Genomic DNA, 16,056 nt, shown 5'->3' on the forward strand with positions numbered 1-16,056 from the left:
GGGCGCACCCATCACACGTCGGTGGAGAACCGGATGCCGCCCTCGGGGATCTCCACCTTGGGCCACACGCGAGCCCCGCGGAGCAGCTCGCAGCGCACGCCGATCACGGCGTCGTCACCGATCACGCCGTCGCGCACCAGGGCACGGGCGCCGATGCGGGCACCGAAGCCCACGATGGAGCGCTCCACCACGGCGCCGGCGTCCACCACGGCACCGTCGAAGAGCACGGCGCCGTCCAGCCGCGCACCGGCGCCGACCACGGCGTCGCGGCCCACCACGGTGCCACCGACGAGCATCGCGGTGGGGTCGACCCGGGCGCCGGGCAGCACCAGCGACTCCCCTGGCGTGCCCGGCAGGGCGGCCGAGGGAGCGATGCCGCGGACCAGGTCGGCCGAGCCCCGGACGAAGTCCTCGGGGGTGCCCATGTCGCGCCAGTACGCGGAGTCGACGTGGCCGAACACCCGTGCCCCGTCGTTGAGCAGCGCGGGGAAGATCTCCCGCTCCACCGACACCGCGCGCCCGGCCGGGATGGCCTCGATGATCTCGCGGTTGAACACGTAGCAGCCGGCGTTGATCTGGTTGGTCGGCGGGTCGGGCGTCTTCTCCAGGAAGGCGGTGACCCGGCCGTCGTCGTCGGTGGGCACGCAGCCGAACGCGCGGGCGTCGGAGACCTGCACCAGGTGCAGCGTGACGTCGGCGCGGTTGGCCCGGTGGGTGTCGAGCACCTTGCGCAGGTCGGTGCCGCCCAGCACGTCGCCGTTGAAGACCATGGCGGTGTCGTGGCGCAGCGCGGAGGCGACGTTGCGGATGCCTCCGCCGGTGCCCAGCGGCTGCACCTCGTGGACGTACTCGATCTCCAGGCCCACCGATGAGCCGTCGCCGAAGTAGTCGGAGAACACCTGCGCCTCGAAGGAGGTGCCCAGCACCACGTGCTGCATCCCGGCGGCCCTGATGCGGGAGAGCAGGTGCGCCAGGAAGGGCAGCCCGGCGGTGGGCAGCATCGGCTTGGGCGCAGACATGGTGAGCGGTCGGAGCCGGGTGCCCTTGCCGCCCACCAAGATGACGGCGTCGGTCTCCTGCGGTGCCATGCGTGTCCCTCCGTGGCCGCGTCGTTGCGGCGAGTCGTGCCCTGGGGTGCCGGAAGTGAACACTACTGTGCTGGGCAGCAGGGGCCGAGGAGGCGACAGTGGTGCATGAGCTGTACCCGGTGCACGAGCAGGGCACCGACCCACGCAGGAATGCCGAGGCCGTGCTGGCCCGGGCCCGCAGCCGTGACCGGAGGGTGATCACCCCGGACCTGGCCAGCTCGCCCGCCGACTCCGCGGTCACCGTGATCCTGCCGCGCTACCGCATCACGGCGGCGGACGCGCGCACCGTGGACCCCGACGCCACCCAGGAGCTGCACCTGCCGACCAGCTCGCGGTGGGCGCCGCCCGAGGTGCCTCGCTAGCGGGTCGCCCAGCGGTTGCGGGCCCGCAGCGCCAGCCGCAGCGCGCCCCGCAGCGGCGCCTGGTGGCGACCCGGGTGGCGGTCGGCCAGGAAGCGGTAGGCGCTGTCGTGGTGGGCGGTGAGCATCCGGGTGGGGGCCTTGCTGGCGGCGTGGCCCTGCGCGTGGGTGACCACCGCGGTGGGGACGTAGACGTTGTGCCAGCCGGCACGGGTGATGCGGTCGCCGAGGTCGACGTCCTCGAAGTACATGAAGTACCGCGAGTCGAATCCGCCGAGCTGGTCGAAGACGCTGCGGCGCAGCAGCAGGCAGGAGCCGGACAGCCAGCCCGCCGGGCGCTCGCCGGGCTGCTCCTCCGGGCGGCGGTAGCTGCGGCTCCACGGGTTGCCGGGCCAGATGTTGGCCAGCACGGCGTGCCCGGACCCGGCCAGGATGGTGGGGACCTCGCGGGCGGAGGGGTAGATGCTGCCGTCGGGCTCGCGGATCAGCGGTCCCAGCGCCCCGGCCCGGGGCCAGCGCGCCGCCGCGGCGAGCAGCTCGTCCACCGAGCCGGGCAGGAAGGCCACGTCCGGGTTGGCCACCAGCACCCACTCCACGGTGGCGTCGAGCTCGGCCACCCCGCGGTTGGCGGCGGCGCCGTAGCCGATGTTGCCGCCGGTGTGCAGCAGCCGGACGTGCTCGTGGCGCTGCGCGGCGGCCTCGGGGGCGCCGTCGGTGGAGCCGTTGTCGGCCAGGATCACCAGCGGCCGCTCCGTGGTGGCGGTGTCGAGGCTGTCCAGGAACTCCGCCAGGTGCTCACCGGGTGAGTAGGTGACCGTCACGACGGCCAGGCGGGACGACGCGCGGAAGGGTTCAGACACCCGGGGAGGCTACCGCGCGCCCGGCGCGGCTCCGGCTGCTACCGAACCCGGGTGTTCACCGACCCACGCCTCCCTGGGCGAGCGCCGCGTGCAGGGCCTGCTCCCAGGGCCGCAGGGGGGTGAGCCCGGCCGCGGTCCAGGCCGCCGCGGACAGCACGGAGTAGGCCGGGCGCGGGGCGGGCCGGGGGAACTCCTCGGTGCGGCACGGGTGCACTCGCTCGGGGTCGGCGCCCACCTCGGCGAACACCGCCCGGGCCAGCCCGCACCAGGTGGTGTCGCCGCTGTTGGTGGCGTGCAGCACCCCGCCGGGCAGGTCGCGGCGCGCCGCCAGCTCCAGCAGCCCGGCGGCGAGGTCGGCCGACCAGGTCGGGGAGCCGCGCTGGTCGTCCACCACCCGCAGCGTGTCGTGGGCGGCCTCCAGCCGCAGCATGGTGGCCACGAAGTTGGACCCGTGCGCGCCGTAGACCCAGGCGGTGCGCACCACGTGGGCGCCGGGCAGCGCCGCGAGCACGGCCTGCTCCCCGGCCAGCTTGGTGCGGCCGTACACCGAGCGCGGCCCGGTGGGGTCGCCCGGCTCGTAGGGCCGGCTCGCGTCACCGGGGAAGACGTAGTCGGTGGAGACGTGCACCAGGTGCACGCCGTGGGCGGCACAGGCCCGCGCCAGGTGTCCGGGCGCGTCGGTGTTCACCGCGGCCGCCGCCGCCGGCTCGTCCTCGGCGGCGTCCACCGCGGTGTGCGCCGCGCAGTTGACCACCACGGCAGGCTGCTCCCCGGCCGCCAGCTCGGCCACCGCGGCGTGCACGGCCGCGGCGTCGGTCACGTCCAGGTCGGCCGAGGCGGCCGCACGAACCTGGTGGCCTGCGGCCAGCGCCTGCTCCACCACGTCGGTGCCCAGCTGTCCCTTGGCGCCGGTGACCAGCAGGCTCAGCCGGTCGGGGCTGCTCATCGGCCGAGCCGGGTGTAGCCGTCCTCGGTGGCCTGCTTGGCCGGCTCCCACCAGGCCCGGTTGTCGGCGTACCACTGCACCGTCGCAGCCAGGCCGCTGTCCAGGTCGGCGTACTGCGGCTTCCAGTCCAGCTCGCCGCGCAGCTTGCTCGCGTCGATGGCGTACCGCAGGTCGTGGCCGGGGCGGTCGGAGACGAAGTCGAACCAGTCGTCGGGCTTGCCCAGCGCCCGCAGGATGGCGCGCACCACGGTGAGGTTGTCGGCCTCCCCGTCGGCGCCGATCAGGTAGGTGTGGCCAAGGGTGCCGCGGTCGAGCACCGCGTGCAGCGCCCGGTTGTGGTCGTCCACGTGGATCCAGTCCCGCACGTTGGCCCCGGTGCCGTACACCTTGGGCTTCACCCCGTTGAGCACGTTGGTGACCTGGCGCGGGATGAACTTCTCCACGTGCTGGTAGGGCCCGTAGTTGTTGGAGCAGTTGGAGATGGTGGCGGCGATGTCGAAGGAGCGCACCCAGGCCCGCACCAGCAGGTCTGCGCCGGCCTTGGTGGAGGAGTACGGGCTGGACGGACGGTAGGGGGTGTCCTCGGTGAACCGGGCCGGGTCGTCGAGCTCGAGGTCGCCGAACACCTCGTCGGTGGAGACGTGGTGCAGGCGGACCCCGTGCCGGCGCACCGCCTCCAGCAGCCGGTAGGTGCCCACCAGGTTGGTCTGCAGGAACGGCTCGGGCTCGTCCAGGGAGTTGTCGTTGTGCGACTCGGCGGCGAAGTTGACCACCACGTCGGCGTCAGCGACCAGCCGGTCGACCAGCTCGGCGTCGGCGATGGAGCCGTGCACGAAGTCCACCGCGTCGGCCACCGGGTCGAGGCTGGCCCGGTTGCCTGCGTAGGTGAGCGCGTCGAGCACCCGCACCTGGTGGTCCGGGCGCTCGCGCACGGTCTGGTGGACGAAGTTCGCTCCGATGAAACCGGCTCCGCCAGTGACGAGCAGACGCACTCGGACCCTCCTGGGGGTGGTGGTGGGACGCAGCGGACAACCGCCCGTGCAACGTGACAAGTCTGGCACGCCGGTAGCGGGAACGGGCTGCCCGCCGGTGTCGCCGCTAACCTTGACCTCGGCTCGGCCGAGATCGGAGGGGGCGCGCCGGCTCAGCCGGGACAGACAGCAACGACGTGGACGACGCACGAGAGATGGAGCGCCAGGGTGCCCGACCGGCCTGAGGACCACGACCGATCGCGTCGGCGGCGTTCCTCCGGCACTCCTCGGCGGTACGGCCCGCACGCGTCCCGCCCGTCCTCCGCCGCCGAGCCCGGCTCCTCCGGCCGCGCGGAGCGGATCCGCCCACCGGCGCCGGGATCCTCCCCGGCGGGCACTGGCTCCAGGGCCGCCGGGGCGCGGCCCCCGTCTCCCAGCCGGCGCACTCCCCCCACGCCGGCCCAGCGCGGCGCCCGCCCGAGCACCGAGACCGGGCGGCCTCGCCAGCGGGGTGGGCGCACCCCGGCAGCCCGGCGACCATCCCGCGAGCACCGCCCGCACACCGCGCTGCGGGTGGCGGTTGCGGCGGTCTCCGCGATGGTGCTGCTGGTGACCGGTGCGGCCTGGAACACCCTGGACACCCTCACCAGCAACCTGGCCACCACCGGTGCCCTGCAGGGCAGCGACAACGCCAAGGACGGCGCGGTGGACATCCTGTTGGTCGGCATGGACAGCCGCACCGACGCCCAGGGCAAGCCGCTGACGCCGCAGGAGCAGCAGATGCTGAACTCCGGCGACGTCACGTCCACCAACACCGACACCATCGTGCTCATCCGGGTGCCCAACGACGGGAGCTCGGCCACCGCCGTCTCCATCCCGCGCGACTCCTGGGTGCAGGGACCGGACGGGATGACCAAGATCAACGGTGTCTACGGCGCGGCCAAGGACGCCGAGAACGCCACGCTCGCCACCACCCACGCCGGCGACCCGGCCGGCAACGAGACCAAGTCCACCGAGGCCGGCCGTGCGGCCCTGGTGTCCACGGTGGAGAACCTCACCGGGCTCAGCGTGGACCACTACGCCGAGGTGGGCCTGCTGGGCTTCGTGCTGCTGACCGACGCCGTCGGCGGGGTGCCGGTCTGCCTCGCCGCTCCCACCAAGGACTCCTACTCGGGCGCGAACTTCGCCGCCGGCGAGCAGACGCTGAACGGCGCCAAGGCCCTGGGCTTCGTGCGCCAGCGCCACGGGCTGCCCCGCGGCGACCTGGACCGCATCGTGCGTCAGCAGGCGTTCATGGCGTCACTGGCCCGCAAGGTGCTGCAGGCCCAGACGCTGGCCAACCCGGGGAAGGTCTCCGACCTCTCCGCGGCGCTGCAGCGCTCGGTGGTGATCGACTCCGGCTGGGACGTGGTGGGCTTCGCCATGCAGCTGCAGGGCCTGGCCGGGGGTGCGGTGCAGTTCCAGACCGTGCCGGTCACGGACCCCAACGACATGAACGACCAGGGGCAGAGCATCGTCCGGGTGGATCCGGCTGCGGTGCAGAAGTTCACCCGGGCACTGCTGGAGCCGGCCGCGACCGCGTCCGCACCGGCGCCCGCCACCACAGCCACGCCCACCCCCACCGCGAGCGCCCCCGCCGCGTCATCCATCCGGGTGAACGTGCTCAACGCCGCCGGCGTCTCCGGCCTCGCCTCGCAGGTGTCGGCCGTGCTGAGCAGCACCGGCTACCGCGAGGGCACCGTGAGCAACAGCTCCTCGGGCACCCGCAGCGACAGCGTGGTGCTGGCCCCCAGGAAGGACGACCCCGGCGCGGCCAGGGTCGCCGCCGAGCTGGGCGGGCTGCCGGTGCAGGTGGACACCTCGGTGACGCGCGGCTCGGTGAGCGTGGTGCTGGGCCGCTCCTACCAGGGACCCGGTGCGCCCGCCGCCAGCTCCACCACAGGCTCGTCCAGCACCCCCACCAGCAGCGAGCCGGCCGTCCCCCCGATCACCGCCGACGGGGTGCCCTGCATCAGCTGAGCGCCGCCTTGGCACGCTGAGGGGCATGACTGCACCGGAACCCACCCTCACGGATGCGCTGCTGCGTCCGGTCCTGCAGGTCGACGCCGCGGGCCCGCGCATCACCTACTACGACGACGCGACCGGGGAGCGGGTGGAGGTCTCGGCCACCACCCTGGCCAACTGGGCCGCCAAGACCGCCAACCTGCTGCGCGACGAGCTGGGGGTACAGCCCGGTGACCGGGTGGCGGTGCTGCTGCCCGCCCACTGGCAGACCGCCGCGGTGCTGCTCGGCGCCTGGTGGTGCGGCGCCGTGGTGACCGACCCGGCTGCGCCGATGGCAGGAGAGGTGGACGCGGCACTGTGCACGGCGGACCGACTCGCCGAGGCCGAGCAGGCGCCGGAGGTGGCGGTGCTCTCGCTGGACGCCTTCGGCCGCGGGGTGGACGACCTCCCCGTGGGCGTCACCGACTACGCCACCGCGGTGCGCGTGCACGGCGACGCCTTCGCCCCGGTGCCGCTGTCACCCTCCGCGCCCGCCCTGGCCCGACGCAGCATCGCCGAGGTGCTCGAGGCCGCTGCCGCCTCCGCCACCGCCCAGGGCTTCACCGCGCAGGACCGGGTGCTGTCCACCGCGGACTGGTCCACCACGCCCGAGCTGGTGGACGGGCTGCTGGCGGTGCTGTCCGCGGGCGCCTCCCTGGTGCAGGTGTCCCACCAGGACCCCGACGAGCAGCGCCAGACCCGTCGCATCGAGACCGAGCGGGTCACCGCTGTCCGGTGAGCGGCCCCCGTGCCGGCGTGCGGTAGAAGTGGTTGCAGCCCAGTACCTGTTGATCCGTCCTTCCCGATGCGAGGAGACATTCGTGTCCGACGTCCGCCAGCCCGCGCTGCCCACCCTGCCCCCGCCGTGGCACACCCCCGAGCGCGAGGCGCTGCAGCAGCAGGTGCGCGCCTTCGCCCGCGACGAGGTGCTGCCGGTCGCCAACCGGCTGGACCCGGAGAAGGGCCTGATCCCCGAGGAGCTGCTCGCCCGGATGGGTGAGCTGGGCTACTTCGGCATCACCATCGGCACCGAGCACGGCGGCCTCGGCCTGGGCGCGTTCGAGTACTGCATGGTGGCCGAGGAGCTGGCCCGGGCCTGGATGAGCGTGGCCAGCATCATCGCCCGGGCGCAGGGGCTGGGCACCGGGCTGGCCGACAGCTCCGAGCGCGAGCGCCTGCTGCGGCTGTCGGCCAAGGGCGAGTGGATCGGGGCCATCGCCCTGTCCGAGCCCGACGCCGGCTCGGACCTGGCCAGCGTGCACACCCGCGCGGTGCGCGAGGGCGACGAGTACGTGCTCACCGGGCAGAAGCGCTGGTGCGGCAACGCCAAGGCCGCCGACTTCATCCAGATCCTCTGCCGCACGCGCGACCCCGAGGAGGGTGAGTCCCGCTCGGCCGGCCTGGAGACGCTGCTGCTGAGCAAGCCGCGCGGGGAGTTCGTGCCCGGCCTCACCGGCCGCCCGATCGACAAGATCGGCTACCACGGCTTCCTCACCTGGGACCTGGAGCTGGACGGCGTGCGCATCCCGGCGGGCAACGTGGTCACCTCCGGCGAGCAGGAGGGTGGCTTCAGCGGAGTGGGGGCGTGGCTGGACATCGCCCGGGTGCACACCGCCGCCCGCGCGGTGGGCCTGGCCCAGGCCGCGGTGGAGGACTGCACGGTGTACCTGCAGGAGCGCGAGCAGTTCGGCCACCCGATCAGCGACTTCCAGGCGCTGCGCTTCGCGCTGGCCGACATGGCCTCGGAGGTGGAGCAGTCGCGGGCGATGTACCGCCAGGTGTCACACCTGCTCGACCAGGGCGTCACCTGCACCCGCGAGGCCGCGATGGCCAAGCTGCGGGCCACCGAGATGGCCGCGACGGTCACCACCCAGGCGATGCAGCTGCACGGCGGCAACGGCTACACCACCGAGCGGCAGGTGGAGCGGTACTGGCGCGACGCCCGGCTGACCACCATCTTCGAGGGCACCAGCGAGATCCAGCGCAAGATCATCTCCGACTCGATGCTGCCCCGCCCGCAGCAGTGAGCCGACCCGTCAGCGCGCGCTGCCCCAGGCGTGCTGACGGGGCCCTCGTCCGTGCCCCGGCGCCCGGGTGCCCCGTGCTGTACGTTCTGCCAGCGTAAGGGCACTCCTTGGGGGTCTCAGCGGGCTTCCAGGCAGCGGTCAGGTCGTGCACAGCAGGCGGCGGGAGCATCGACCCTCATGACGACGGCACCCCCCTCCCCCCGTCCGGACTCCACCGCCGGTCCCGCCCGGGGCACGGCCAGGGCAGCCCTCGGGCGGACCCGGATCCGGCCGGCGCTGGCCGCAGTGGTGTCGCTGCCGCTGGCCTGTGCGGGCGTGCTCGTGTGGGTGCTGTGGCGCACCGGGCCCGCCAAGGTGGACTACCTGGACCTGTTCGAGCTGACCGCGCGGCAGTGGCCCACGGCGCCGCTGCCCGAGGACAGCCAGTTCCTGCTCCGTGCCCCGCTCGGCCAGCTCACCTACCGGCTGCTGCCGGTGCACGGCACCGCCGCGTACCTGCTGCTGCACGCGGCCGTCCTGGCGGTGGCCGCGCTGTGGCTGACGCTGTGGCTGCGGCGACGCCTGGGCGGGCGCAGCGGGTTGGTGGCAGCCACCGTGGTGGCCCTCGCCCCGGTCACCACGGTGCTGCTGCTGTGGATCGGGATGTACGACGCGTTCTCCGTGCTCGCCTGGATCGTGGTCCTGGTGTCGCTGCGCCACCGACCGGCCTGGCAGCTGGCCGCGGGCGTGCTGGCCGGGGTGCAGAACTTCGAGCAGGTCGCGGTGGGGCTGGCGCTGCTGGCGCTAATGCCCCAGCTGCCGCGGGCGGTGGGGCTGCGCCCGCGCACGGCGCACCTGCTGGCCGGGGCGCTGGTGGGCAAGCTGGCGCTGGAGCTCTTCCTGCACGCCGTCGGCGCGGGCGGCGGGTCGCGGCTGACGTTCCTGGCCCGCTGGGAGGTGTTCACCGGGCTGCTTGGCTCGACCACGGCGGAGGCACCGCTGCTGGTGTGGTCGGCACTGGCCGGGTTGTGGGGCTTCGCCCTCACCGGGCTGCTGCACTGCTGGCCCGGCTGGTCGCGCCGGGAGCAACTGGGCCTGGTGCTGGCGGTGCTGCTGTGGCTGGGCACGGCGGCAGTTACCGCCGACCACACCCGGGTGCTGGCCATGACGTCGTTCCCGCTGGTGGTCATCGGCGCCATGGTGATCGCCGACCGCTGGCGCGACGTCCGTGAGCTGGCCCGGCTGCCGCAGAGCTGGATGCTGGTGCTGGCCCCGCCGGTGGTGCTGGTGGACTACACGCTGCTGCAGGTGGGGCTCAAGCCCGGCACCTGGGGCGTCTGGATCTTCTAGCGGTCGGGCTCGGCGCTGGCCAGCGCCTGCAGCGCGGCGCGGGCAGCCTCCAGCTCGGCGCTGAGCTGCGCCACCCGCTGCTCGGCGCTGCGACGGGCGTGGTCGAGCACCGCTGCCACGGCGCTGGTGGTGGCCTCGTCGCCCAGCTCGTGCACCGCGCGGGCGACGGCGTCCGGGCTCACCGGGGTGGCCTTGCCGCGCGCGGTGGCGCTGCCGCGGGCGGCCTGCACCGACCACTGTCCGTCCGCGGTTCCGGTGATGGTCACCGTCACCCGCTCCGGGGTGCCGCGGCCGCTGCGCCGGGGGCGGGCGGGCGCCCCGGCGGCACCGGGCGCGGGCACGACAGCTGGGGGCACAGCAGGAGCGGGGGCGGCAGGAGCGGGGGCGGCGGAGGCCGGCTCAGCGTCCGGTGCGGACGTGGTCGCCGCGACCGGTGCCGGACTGCGGACGGGCGCTGGCCTGGATGCGGCGACAGCGCGGGGCCGCCGCTTCGGCGGGGCCGCGGGCGGCGGTGCGGCGGCGGCGAGCGCGGCCGAACGGGAGGCGTAGAGCTCGCCCAGCTCGTAGGGCAGGTCGTCGCTGACCCCCTTGGGCCGCGCCAGCACGGTGGACTCCCCCTGCACGGAGACCACCCGCGCGCTGCTTGCGGCGGGCACACCCAGGCTGGGCACGCCGTCGCGCAGGTAGACGGTGGGACGCTTGCCCTCGGCCAGGGCGGCGCGCAGGGCGGCGGCGTCCTCCTGGGTCAACGTGGTGGCGGTCTTGCGGCGGGGAGGCACGGTAGTCATGATTCACCACCGCACCGACGGAATCACCTGACCCGGCCCGCGGCGGCCCGGCGGCTGGAGCGCACCGCCAGCGGCAGGGTGCACGTGACCACCGCCGCGCAGAGCCCCATGGTCAGCGGAAAGCCCAGCGTGGTCGCGCTGAGGGCACCCACGGCGACGGCGCCCACCCCGGTGCCCAGGTCGAAGCCGACGTTCCACACCGCGCTCGCGGTGGCGGCTCGCCCCGGCCCCGCCAGGGCGAACGCGTCCACCAGGGTGAGGTTCTGCACCGCACCCTGGCCGGCACCGAACACCGTGGCGCCCACCAGCACGGCCACCGCGGCCGCCGCCCCCGAGGCCAGGCCGAGGCCCACCGCCAGCAGCGCCCCGCCCACCCCGCTGACCACCACGGCAGTGGGCAGCAGCCACGCCCCGCGCACCCGGTCGCGCAGCGCCCCCACCCGCCAGCGGGTCAGCGCCCCGGCGAGACCGAGCAGCAGCACCGCGGTGGCGGCCAGCTGTCCGTCCGGGCGCTCGATGGGCAGCACCGTGAGCACCCCGCCGACGGAGATGGTCACCGCCAGCAGCACCACGGAGGGGCTGAGCACCGCGGCCACCGCCGACCACCGCGCGGCGGCCGCAGTGGCAGCGGGGGCAGCGACCTCGGGCTTCCGGGCGGGGCCGGCCACCGCGTGCAGGCTCCACGCCAGCGGCACCGCCAGCACCGGGGCGCCGGCCAGCACCGCCGCCCACGGGAACAACCCCGCCTGGGTCAGCGCCACCCCGGCGGGAATGGCCAGCAGGTTGGGCACCGAGATGGCGATGCCGTAGAGCCCTACCGCCTCCCCGTGGCGGCCGGGCGGGGCCAGCGCAAAGGTCAGCAGGGTGCCCACCACGGTGAGGATGGCGAAGCCGATGCCCCGCACCACGGACAGGGCCAGCAGCCAGCGCAGGTCGTGGCTGAGCGCGTAGAATGGGGCCGGGGCGCCCAGGGCCAGCAGCCCCACCGCCATCACCCGACCCGCGCCGAAGCGCGCGTTCCACCACGGCACCGCCAGCTGCCCAACCACCGTGCTGACCAGCAGCACCGCGGTGACCAGCCCGGCGCTGCCCACGCCGGCGCCACCCTGCACCGCCCAGGCGGGCAGCGCCGAGAGGGTGAAGCAGAAACCAGTGAAGCCGAGCAGGCTGATCAGCACCAGGGTGGCCACCGGGCGGGAGCGCCACAGCGGCTGGCGCACGGTCTCACCCAGCACGGCCACCGCCGGGCAGCCAGTCCTGGGCCACCTGCATGGCCAGCTGACGCAGCAGCGGGCCCGCCTGGGCCATGCAGCGCTGCGGGTCCGGCTCGAGGTCGGTGAGCGCGTACGCACGACCGATGCCCGCCGCTGCCAGCGCAGCGGGCTCCACCAGGCAGCGCCCGCTCACCGACACCACGGGCACCCCGGCGGCCGCCGCGGTCCGCGCCACGCCCACCGGGGTCTTGCCCCGCAGCGTCTGCTCGTCCAGCGAGCCCTCCCCCGTCACCACCAGCGCGGCGCCGGCCAGGTGCTCGTCGAAGCCCACCAGCTCCAACACCTGCTCCACCCCGGGGCGGCGGTGGGCGCCCAGCACCGCCAGCGCGGCGAGTCCCACCCCACCGGCGGCGCCCGCTCCCGGCCGGTGCGCCCACTGCTCGCCGGTCGCGGCCTCGACCACCGCCGACCACTGCTGCAGGGCACGCTCCAACAGCGCCACCTGGTCGGCGTCGGCCCCCTTCTGCGGCCCGAACACCGGGGCGGCACCGTGGGCGCCGAGCAGCGGGTTGTCCACGTCGGAGGCGAGCACCACCTCGGTCTCGGCCAGCGCGGGGTGCAGCCCGGCCAGGTCCAGCTGCGCCACCTCGACCAGCCCCGCCCCGCCGGGGGCGACGTCGGCCCCGGCGGCGTCGAGCACCCGGGCTCCCAGCGCCTGCAGCAGGCCCGCACCGCCGTCGGTGCACGCGCTGCCGCCCACGCCCAGCACCACCCGGCGGAGGCCGGCGTCCAGCACCGCCCGCAGCACCTCGCCGGTGCCGTGGCTGCTGGCGCGCAGCGGGGCCGGCACGCCGCCGGGCAACCGGTCCAGCCCGGACACGTCGGCCAGCTCCACCACCGCCACCCCGTCCCGCACGGCGTAGCCGGTGCGGCAGGGGACGCCGGTGGGTCCGGCGGCGTCCACCGGCACGGGCCGGAAGCCGGCGGCGACCGCGGCGGCCAGGGTGCCCTCGCCCCCGTCGGCCACCGGCAGCTGCACCACCGTCGCCTCGGGCCGCGCCCGGGTCAGCCCGGCAGCCACGTGGGCGGTCACCTGCGGCGCGGACAGCGAGCCGCGGAACTTGTCCGCCGCCACCAGCACCTTCATCACGCTCTCCTGTGCTCTGTGATCCCTGCTCTGGGATCGTCTCGAGGGCCCACTGTCTCACCCGCCCTCGGCTGTCTAGATTGGGCGCATGCTCCGCCCCTCCGTGCCCTGTCGGGCGCCCCGCCGATGAGGTGGCTGTTCCTGGTCCTGGCGATCGCGCTGGAGGTCACCGCCACCCTCTCGCTGCGAGCGTCGGAGGGCTTCAGCAGGCTCGGTTTCAGCCTGCTGGTGGTGGCCGGCTACACCGGCTCGTTCCTCGCGCTCAACCTGGTGCTCACCCGTGGCGTGCCGGTGGGCGTGGCCTACGGCATCTGGGCGGCCACCGGCGTGGCCGCGGTCGCCGTGCTGGGCAAGCTCCTCTTCGACGATCCCCTGACCCCGCTGATGGGGATGGGCATCGTGCTCATCATCGGTGGGGTGCTGCTGGTCGAGGTCGGCGGCACCCGGGCGGCGGAGTAGCGGGAGCCGCACGGGTGCACGACTACTGCGTGGTGGGCGGCGGCATCGTCGGCCTGGCCACCGCGCTGAGCCTGCTCCAGCAGCGACCCGGCGCGTCCCTGGTGCTGCTGGAGAAGGAGCCCGCACTAGGCCGGCACCAGACCGGGCACAACAGCGGCGTCATCCACTCCGGGCTGTACTACCAGCCGGGCAGCCTCAAGGCGCGGCTGTGCCGGGCCGGCGCCCAGGCCACCAAGGACTTCTGCGCCCGCCACGACATCCCGGTCCGCGAGCTGGGCAAGCTGGTGGTGGCCACCACCGGTCGCGAGGTGGCCCGGATGGACGCCCTCGCCGAGCGCGCCGGGCACAACGGCATCACCGTGGCGCGCCTGGACGCCGCGGAGCTGGGCGAGCGTGAGCCGGCGGTGGCCGGGCTGGCGGCGCTGCACGTGCCCGTCACCGCCAGCGTGGACTTCACCCTGGTGTGCGCCGCGCTGCGCCGAGAGGTGGAGCGCCTCGGCGGCCAGGTGGTGCTGGGGGCGTCGGTGCGCGCCATCGCGGAGTCGGCGACCGAGGTGGTGGTGACCGCCGGCGAGCAGGTGGTGAGCTGCCGCCGGCTGGTGGTGTGCGGCGGGCTGCAGGCCGACCGGCTGGTGGCACTGGCCGGGGCCAGGCCCGAGGCCCGCATCGTGCCGTTTCGCGGCGAGTACTTCCAGCTGCCGCCGCACCGGCGGGACGTGGTGTCGCACCTGATCTACCCGGTCCCCGACCCCGACCTGCCGTTCCTGGGCGTGCACCTCACCCCGATGGTGGACGGCCGGGTGACCGTGGGCCCCAACGCGGTGTTGGGGCTGGCCAGGGAGGGGTACCGCCGGGGCAGCGTGGACCTGGCCGACGTCGGCGACGTCCTCGGCTACGCCGGGTTCTGGAACCTGGCGCGGCGCAACGTGCGCACCGGGGCCCGGGAGCTGCTGGGCTCGGCCTCCCGGCGGGCCTTCCTGGCCGCGGCCCGCACGTACTGCCCGCAGCTGGAGCTGGCCGACCTGCAGCCGCACGCGGCGGGCATCCGCGCCCAGGCCGTGCGCCGCGACGGAACCCTGGTGCACGACTTCCTGCTGCAGCGCACCGCCCGCACCCTGCACGTGCTCAACGCCCCCTCGCCGGCCGCCACTGCCGCGCTGCCGATCGGGCGGCACGTGGCCCAGCAGTGCCTGGCCGCGGAGCCGGCCTGAGCACCGCGGGGCCCGGCGGAACCGTCATCGTGGCGGCGGTCGTGGTACGCAGTGCGGCATGACCAGCGACACTGACACCTGGCGCCAGGGCTACCCCTACGCCGACAAGCTGCGGCGCAGCGAGTACGAGCAGCAGAAGCGGCTGCTGCAGATCGAGCTGCTCAAGCTGCAGGTCTGGGCCAAGCACGTGGGGCTGCCGCTGGTGATCCTGTTCGAGGGCCGCGACGCCGCGGGCAAGGGCGGCACCATCAAGCGGTTCACCGAGCACCTCAACCCCCGCGGCGCGCACGTGGTGGCGCTGGAGAAGCCCACCGAGCGCGAGCGCACCCAGTGGTACTTCCAGCGCTACGTCGCCCACCTGCCCGCCGCCGGGGAGATCGTCATGTTCGACCGGTCCTGGTACAACCGGGCCGGCGTCGAGCGAGTGCTGGGCTTCTGCACCGACGACGAGTACTGGGAGTTCCTGCGCCAGGCCCCCGAGCTGGAGCGGATGCTGGTGCGCTCGGGCATCCACCTGGTCAAGTTCTGGTTCTCGGTGTCGCGCCTGGAGCAGCGCAGCCGCTTCGCCAAGCGGGCCAACGACCCGGTGCGCCAGTGGAAGCTCTCCCCCACCGACCTCGAGTCCATCGACAAGTGGGACGCCTACACCGACGCCAAGGAGACGATGTTCTTCTACACCGACAGCGAGTGGGCGCCGTGGACGGTGGTGAAGAGCAACGACAAGAAGCGGGCCCGGCTGGCCGCCATGCGGCACGTGCTCAGCCTGTTCGACTACGACGAGAAGGATGCCGAGCTGGTGGGCCGGCCCGACCCGCTGATCCTGGGTCCCGCCGCCGACGTCTACGAGCAGGGCGAGGTGGTCAACCGGGCCTTCCCCGCCCTGTGACCCGGGTTCCCCACGGCGGCCAGCGCCCGGCCGTGCCAGGGTGGGCACCATGACGACGGAGCGCTTCGAGGTCCAGCGGCAGGTGGCCGCGTCCGCCGCGGACGTGTTTGCGCTGCTGTGCGACCCACAGGGACACGTGCGCATCGACAGCTCCGGGATGCTGCAGTCCGCCGAGGGCGACGCGGTGCGTGCGGTGGGCGACGAGTTCCGGGTGCACATGGACCGGGAGTCGCTCAACGACTTCCCCATGGGCAAGTACGACGTCACGGTGATCATCACCGCCCTGGTGCCCGACGAGCTGATCGAGTGGACGATCTCCGGCACCATCCAGCCGCCCATCCGGCACCTCTACGGCTACCGGCTCCAGGCCCGCGAGGGCGGCACCCTGGTCACCTCGTACTACGACTGGAGCGAGATCGACGACCGCTTCCGCGACAAGGGCGTCTTCCCGGTGATCCCGGAGGCCGGGCTGCGCGCGACGCTGGGCATCCTGGCCCGCACCGTGGAGCAGCCCGCCGTCGCTGCCGGCTAGGCGCGCTGCGCCACCCTGGGGTTCGGCTCACGCTGAGCCGATTCGTTGTCTGCCGCCACCCAGCCTCGCTAGCCTTGCGCCACACCATCCAGAGCGACCGAGAGACCTGGCTCGTCGACGTCGCAGCAACCCCCCGCAGCACGCGGGAGTGGGTGCTAATGCCAGGACCGATGGAGGCAACTGTGCAGGCCCTGCC

16 protein-coding genes and 1 riboswitch are annotated in these 16,056 nt (G+C 74.4%); of the genes, 9 read left to right on the top strand and 7 right to left on the bottom strand.

All coding sequences use genetic code 11. The features are described 5' to 3' along the window. Positions 1 to 11: 11 nt before the first annotated feature. Positions 12 to 1,088, bottom strand: coding sequence for a mannose-1-phosphate guanylyltransferase (gene manB / locus AC3YNX_RS00410; RefSeq protein ID WP_489994281.1), 1,077 nt, complete (start codon positions 1,086 to 1,088; stop codon positions 12 to 14). Positions 1,089 to 1,186: 98 nt separating this feature from the next. On the opposite strand from manB, the gene AC3YNX_RS00415 reads away from it, so the two are divergent. Then, the gene (locus tag AC3YNX_RS00415; protein WP_489994282.1) at positions 1,187 to 1,450 is read left to right on the top strand and encodes a hypothetical protein; all 264 of its coding nucleotides are present in this window, start codon (positions 1,187 to 1,189) and stop codon (positions 1,448 to 1,450) included. Here AC3YNX_RS00415 and AC3YNX_RS00420 read toward each other — a convergent pair. From AC3YNX_RS00420 to rfbB, 3 genes are read right to left on the bottom strand one after another with little or no spacing between them, the layout of a single operon-like run. Next, positions 1,447 to 2,307 (bottom strand): glycosyltransferase family 2 protein, encoded by an 861-nt coding sequence (locus tag AC3YNX_RS00420; protein WP_241248950.1) that lies wholly within the window; start codon positions 2,305 to 2,307, stop codon positions 1,447 to 1,449. The genes AC3YNX_RS00415 and AC3YNX_RS00420 overlap by 4 nt on opposite strands. Positions 2,308 to 2,362: 55 nt before the next feature. Continuing rightward, positions 2,363 to 3,253 (bottom strand): dTDP-4-dehydrorhamnose reductase, encoded by an 891-nt coding sequence (rfbD, locus tag AC3YNX_RS00425; protein WP_489994283.1) that lies wholly within the window; start codon positions 3,251 to 3,253, stop codon positions 2,363 to 2,365. Further along, the gene (rfbB, locus tag AC3YNX_RS00430; protein WP_489994284.1) at positions 3,250 to 4,245 is read right to left on the bottom strand and encodes a dTDP-glucose 4,6-dehydratase; all 996 of its coding nucleotides are present in this window, start codon (positions 4,243 to 4,245) and stop codon (positions 3,250 to 3,252) included. Before rfbB ends, rfbD begins: the two co-directional genes overlap by 4 nt. Positions 4,246 to 4,821: 576 nt before the next feature. On the opposite strand from rfbB, the gene AC3YNX_RS00435 reads away from it, so the two are divergent. From AC3YNX_RS00435 to AC3YNX_RS00450, 4 genes are all read left to right on the top strand, one after another. Continuing rightward, positions 4,822 to 6,243 (top strand): LCP family protein, encoded by a 1,422-nt coding sequence (locus tag AC3YNX_RS00435; RefSeq protein WP_489994955.1) that lies wholly within the window; start codon positions 4,822 to 4,824, stop codon positions 6,241 to 6,243. A 16-nt stretch (positions 6,244 to 6,259) separates the two neighbouring features. Then, a complete protein-coding gene (locus AC3YNX_RS00440) occupies positions 6,260 to 7,006 on the top strand; it encodes a TIGR03089 family protein (RefSeq protein WP_241249924.1) in 747 nt (248 codons plus the stop codon). Positions 7,007 to 7,088: 82 nt separating this feature from the next. Beyond that, positions 7,089 to 8,294, top strand: coding sequence for an acyl-CoA dehydrogenase family protein (locus AC3YNX_RS00445; RefSeq protein WP_489994285.1), 1,206 nt, complete (start codon positions 7,089 to 7,091; stop codon positions 8,292 to 8,294). Between the two features lie 177 nt (positions 8,295 to 8,471). Next, positions 8,472 to 9,623, top strand: a complete 1,152-nt coding sequence (locus tag AC3YNX_RS00450; RefSeq protein ID WP_489994286.1) for a hypothetical protein — start codon at positions 8,472 to 8,474, stop codon at positions 9,621 to 9,623. On the opposite strand, the gene AC3YNX_RS00455 is transcribed toward AC3YNX_RS00450, so the two are convergent. The 3 genes from AC3YNX_RS00455 to AC3YNX_RS00465 are packed head-to-tail and all read right to left on the bottom strand — an operon-like array spanning position 9,620 to position 12,775. Beyond that, positions 9,620 to 10,411 carry a DUF6319 family protein gene (locus AC3YNX_RS00455; RefSeq protein ID WP_489994287.1) on the bottom strand — a complete coding sequence of 264 codons (792 nt, stop codon included), beginning with the start codon at positions 10,409 to 10,411 and terminating at the stop codon, positions 9,620 to 9,622. The genes AC3YNX_RS00450 and AC3YNX_RS00455 overlap by 4 nt on opposite strands. A 23-nt stretch (positions 10,412 to 10,434) precedes the next feature. Further along, a complete protein-coding gene (locus AC3YNX_RS00460) occupies positions 10,435 to 11,652 on the bottom strand; it encodes an MFS transporter (protein ID WP_489994288.1) in 1,218 nt (405 codons plus the stop codon). After that, complete coding sequence (locus tag AC3YNX_RS00465; RefSeq protein WP_489994289.1) at positions 11,636 to 12,775, bottom strand: glycerate kinase; 1,140 nt, start codon at positions 12,773 to 12,775, stop codon at positions 11,636 to 11,638. The genes AC3YNX_RS00460 and AC3YNX_RS00465 overlap by 17 nt, the downstream gene beginning before the upstream one ends. Positions 12,776 to 12,898: 123 nt before the next feature. Here AC3YNX_RS00465 and AC3YNX_RS00470 point away from each other — a divergent pair, with 123 nt between their 5' ends. From AC3YNX_RS00470 to AC3YNX_RS00485, 4 genes are read left to right on the top strand one after another with little or no spacing between them, the layout of a single operon-like run. Beyond that, a complete protein-coding gene (locus tag AC3YNX_RS00470; protein WP_127783842.1) occupies positions 12,899 to 13,231 on the top strand; it encodes a DMT family transporter in 333 nt (110 codons plus the stop codon). A gap of 14 nt (positions 13,232 to 13,245) precedes the next feature. Continuing rightward, positions 13,246 to 14,442 (top strand): L-2-hydroxyglutarate oxidase, encoded by a 1,197-nt coding sequence (lhgO, locus tag AC3YNX_RS00475; RefSeq protein WP_489994290.1) that lies wholly within the window; start codon positions 13,246 to 13,248, stop codon positions 14,440 to 14,442. 58 nt (positions 14,443 to 14,500) lie between these two features. Continuing rightward, the gene (gene ppk2 / locus AC3YNX_RS00480) at positions 14,501 to 15,328 is read left to right on the top strand and encodes a polyphosphate kinase 2 (protein WP_127783844.1); all 828 of its coding nucleotides are present in this window, start codon (positions 14,501 to 14,503) and stop codon (positions 15,326 to 15,328) included. A 49-nt stretch (positions 15,329 to 15,377) separates the two neighbouring features. Next, positions 15,378 to 15,860 (top strand): SRPBCC family protein, encoded by a 483-nt coding sequence (locus AC3YNX_RS00485; RefSeq protein WP_489994291.1) that lies wholly within the window; start codon positions 15,378 to 15,380, stop codon positions 15,858 to 15,860. Positions 15,861 to 15,941: 81 nt separating this feature from the next. Next, positions 15,942 to 16,037: riboswitch (SAM riboswitch) on the top strand. Positions 16,038 to 16,056: the final 19 nt, after the last annotated feature.

The organism is Rhodococcus sp. Z13_19A (assembly GCF_058133575.1).

What these genes read in the sequence shown, in the direction of transcription:
- manB (WP_489994281.1), bottom strand. Translation starts at nt 1,088, where the DNA reads ATGGCACCGCAGGAGACCGACGCCGTCATCTTGGTGGGCGGCAAGGGC.
- rfbD (WP_489994283.1), bottom strand. Translation starts at nt 3,253, where the DNA reads ATGAGCAGCCCCGACCGGCTGAGCCTGCTGGTCACCGGCGCCAAGGGA.
- AC3YNX_RS00435 (WP_489994955.1), top strand. Translation starts at nt 4,822, where the DNA reads ATGGTGCTGCTGGTGACCGGTGCGGCCTGGAACACCCTGGACACCCTC.
- AC3YNX_RS00450 (WP_489994286.1), top strand. Translation starts at nt 8,472, where the DNA reads ATGACGACGGCACCCCCCTCCCCCCGTCCGGACTCCACCGCCGGTCCC.
- AC3YNX_RS00455 (WP_489994287.1), bottom strand. Translation starts at nt 10,411, where the DNA reads ATGACTACCGTGCCTCCCCGCCGCAAGACCGCCACCACGTTGACCCAG.
- AC3YNX_RS00470 (WP_127783842.1), top strand. Translation starts at nt 12,899, where the DNA reads ATGAGGTGGCTGTTCCTGGTCCTGGCGATCGCGCTGGAGGTCACCGCC.
- ppk2 (WP_127783844.1), top strand. Translation starts at nt 14,501, where the DNA reads ATGACCAGCGACACTGACACCTGGCGCCAGGGCTACCCCTACGCCGAC.
- AC3YNX_RS00485 (WP_489994291.1), top strand. Translation starts at nt 15,378, where the DNA reads ATGACGACGGAGCGCTTCGAGGTCCAGCGGCAGGTGGCCGCGTCCGCC.